This is a genomic window from Pseudomonas inefficax, assembly GCF_900277125.1.
In the GTDB taxonomy this organism is placed as follows: Bacteria; Pseudomonadota; Gammaproteobacteria; order Pseudomonadales; family Pseudomonadaceae; genus Aquipseudomonas; species Aquipseudomonas inefficax.
This window is the reverse complement of sequence record NZ_OPYN01000193.1, coordinates 1-3,792: the sequence shown is the minus strand read 5'-3', so window position 1 is coordinate 3,792 and position 3,792 is coordinate 1. Positions and strand designations below refer to the sequence as shown.

The 3,792-nt window shown below is 65.3% G+C and carries 1 protein-coding gene; it reads left to right on the top strand.

Features of this window, described 5'->3' with window-relative positions; genetic code table 11:
• Positions 1-75: 75 nt before the first annotated feature.
• Positions 76-3,792, top strand: a 3,717-nt coding sequence (locus JV551A3_RS23925; RefSeq protein ID WP_268939230.1) for an amino acid adenylation domain-containing protein, incomplete at its 3' end; no start/stop codon positions are given.

Genomic DNA, 3,792 nt, shown 5'->3' with positions numbered 1-3,792 from the left:
GACCACCAGGTGAAGATTCGCGGCCTGCGCATCGAACTGGGAGAGATCGAGGCACGCTTACTGGAATAGCCGCCTGTGCAGGAGGCCGTGGTGCTCGCCCAGGACGGACCAAGCGGCAAGCAGCTGGTGGGCTATGTGGTGCCTGCCGACAGCACGCTAGACGAAGGCGCCTTGCGCGACAGCCTGCGCGAGGCGCTCAAGGCTGGTTTGCCGGACTACATGGTGCCGGCACACCTGCTGCTGCTCGACAAGCTGCCAGTGACGCCGAACGGCAAGCTGGACCGCAAGGCCCTGCCGCAGCCGGATGCCAGCCAGTCGCAGGGCGAGTACATCGCCCCACAGAGCGAGCTGGAGCAGCAGATTGCGGCGATCTGGGCGGATGTGCTGAAACTGGAGAGGGTCGGCCTCGGCGACCACTTCTTCCTGCAGGGCGGGCACTCTCTGCTGGCAGTTTCGGTGATTGCCCGCATTCGTCAGCACCTGGGGCTGGATGTGCAGCTGCTTACCCTGTTCGAGGCTCCGGTGTTGAGGGACTTTGCCAAACGTGCCGAGCTTGGTGAGCGGGCACCGGCTGCTGTCATCGAACGCGTGAGCAGGGCTCAGCCGCTGGCGCTTTCCTACGCCCAGCAACGGCAGTGGTTCCTGTGGCAATGGGCACCGCACAGTGGCACCTACAATATTCCGGCAGCACTGAAGCTGACCGGGGCGCTGGATATCGCTGCCCTGCAGCAAGCCTTCGGCGCCTTGATCGAGCGTCACGAAACCCTGCGCACCACCTTCCGCCTGGACGGCGAGCAGGCGGTACAGATCATTCATGCCCAGGTGCCATTCGAGCTGGCCGTCGAGGAGCAGGGGCACGCCGATGAGGCCGCTGTGCGGGCCTGGGTCGAGACCGAAGCGGGGAAACCGTTCGACCTGGAGCAGGGGCCGCTGCTGCGCGCCCGGCTGCTGCGCCTGGCGGCGGACCAGCACGTGCTGGTACTGACCCTGCACCATATCGTTGCCGACGGCTGGTCAATGCCGGTGATGGTCGACGAACTGGTGCAACTGTATGCCGGCTACAGCCAGGGCCAAGGGCCGCAGTTGCCGCCCTTGCCGATCCAGTACGCGGACTTTGCCGTGTGGCAGCGCAACTGGATGGAGGCCGGTGAGCAGGCGCGGCAGCTGGCCTACTGGACCGAACAATTGGGTGATGAGCAACCGGTGCTGGAGCTGCCGTTGGACCATCCGCGCCCGGCTGTACCGAGCCACCAAGGCGCGCGTTGGCCGATTGAACTGGGCAATGAGCTGGCGGCCAACCTCAAGCGCGTTGCCCAGCAGCAGGGCGTGACGCCGTTCATGCTGTTGCTGGCCAGCTTCCAGACCTTGCTGCATCGCTACTCGGGTCAGGCCGACATCCGTGTTGGTGTGCCCACGGCCAACCGCAACCGGGTCGAGACCGAGCGCCTGATCGGTTTCTTCGTCAACACCCAGGTGCTGCGGGCCGAGTTCGATGTGCAACTGACGTTCAGCGAGCTGCTGCAACAGGTGCGCCAGCGCACGTTGGGCGCGCAGGCCCACCAGGACCTGCCGTTCGAGCAACTGGTCGAAGCCTTGCAGCCGGAACGCAATCTTGGGCACAACCCGTTGTTCCAGGTGCTGTACAACCACCAGACAGAACTCAAGGGTAGCCAGCACCGCTTGCCGGGCCTGGAAATGTCTGGCCTGGACTGGAGCACGAATACGGCCAAGTTCGACCTGTCCCTGGACACATTCGAGCACGAAAAGGGCATCGGGGCTTCGCTGACCTATGCCACCGACCTGTTCGACGCCAGCACCATCGAGCGTATGGCGCGGCACTGGCTCAACCTGCTCGAAGCCATCGTGCGCCAACCGAGCCAGCGCATCAGTGAGCTGCCATTGCTGGGCGAAGACGAGCAGCAGGCCGTGCTGCGTGACTGGAACCGTAACACCGTCGCCTTCCCGGATGAACGCAGCATCCATGAGCTGATCGAGGCCAGGGTGGTCGCCGCCCCCGAGGCCCCGGCAGTCACCTTCGGCGAGCAGACCCTGAGCTACGGCGAACTGAATCGCCGGGCCAACCAGCTGGCGCACAAGCTGATCGAGCGCGGTGTCGGCCCGGATGTGCTGGTAGGCATCGCCATGGAGCGCAGCCTGGACATGGTGGTTGGTCTGTTGGGCATTCTCAAGGCCGGTGGTGCCTATGTGCCGCTAGACCCGGAGTACCCGGAAGACCGTCTGGCCTACATGTTTGCTGATAGCGGCATCACTTTATTGCTGACCCAGGCACATCTGCGTGAGGCTCTGCCAATTCCGGCCGCTATCGAGTGCCTAGAGCTGGATGAACAAACTCTGGTCGGCTACAGCGACGCTAACCCGAATATCGAAGTAGCCCCGCAGAACCTGGCCTACGTGATCTACACCTCCGGCTCCACCGGCAAGCCCAAGGGCACGCTGCTGCCGCACCAGAACGTGGTCCGGCTGTTCGCGGCGACCCAGGACTGGTTCCGTTTCGATGCCAGCGATGTGTGGACGGTGTTCCACTCCTATGCCTTCGACTTCTCGGTATGGGAGCTGTTCGGCGCGCTGCTGTATGGCGGCCGGGCGGTGATGGTGGCCAAGGACGTGGCACGTTCCACCGAGGACTTCCATGCGCTGCTGCAGCGCGAGCAGGTCACGGTGTTGAACCAGACGCCGTCGGCGTTCCGCCAGTTGATCCCGGTGGCCTGCGCGGCAGCGCGGCAGGGCCAGGGCCTGGCCCTGCGGCATGTGGTGTTCGGTGGTGAAGCGCTGGATGTGAGCAGCCTCGCCCCCTGGTTCGAAGCGTTTGGTGACCAGCAGCCACGGCTGATCAACATGTACGGCATCACCGAAACCACGGTGCACGTGACCTACCGGCCGATCACCAAGGCCGACCTGGCCAAGGGCGCGAGCAGCCCGATCGGCGAGGTGATCCCGGACCTGTCGTGGTACCTGCTGGATGCCGCGCTGAACCCGGTGGCCCCGGGCAGCCACGGCGAACTGGTGATCGGCCAGGCCGGCCTGGCGCGGGGCTATCACGGGCGCCCGGGGCTGACCGCCGAGCGCTTCGTGCCGAACCCGTTCGACAGCCAGGGTGGCCGCCTGTATCGCTCGGGCGATTTGGCCCGCTACGGCGGCGCGGGAGTGGTGGAGTACCTGGGGCGGATCGACCATCAGGTGAAGATCCGAGGTTTTCGCATCGAGCTGGGCGAGATCGAGGCGCGGCTGCAGGCGCAGGCCAGCGTGGCCCAAGGTGTGGTGCTGGCCCAGGACGGCCCTGGCGGCAAGCAGTTGGTGGGGTATGTGGTGCCTGCCGACAGCACGCAAGACGAAGGCGCATTGCGCAACAGCCTGCGCGAGGCGCTCAAGGCCGGTTTGCCGGATTACATGGTGCCGGCACACCTGCTGTTCCTGAGCAAGCTGCCGTTGACCGCCAACGGCAAGCTGGACCGCCGTGCGCTGCCGCAGCCGGACGCCAGCCTGCTGCAAGCGGCCTACGTGGCCCCGCAGAGTGAACTGGAACAACAGATCGCGACGATCTGGGCCGATGTGCTGAAGCTGGAGCGGGTCGGCCTGGGCGACAACTTCTTCGAACTGGGTGGGCACTCCTTGCTCGCCGTCCAGGTGATCTCCCGGGTACGTCAGAGCCTGGGCGTGGAGCTGCAGTTGCGCGCGCTGTTCGAAACGTCGAGCCTGGCCGACTTCGCCAGGCTTGCAGCGCAAGGTGAGCAGGCTTGCTCTAGCGTCATTGGGCGGGTTTCCCGGGAGCAC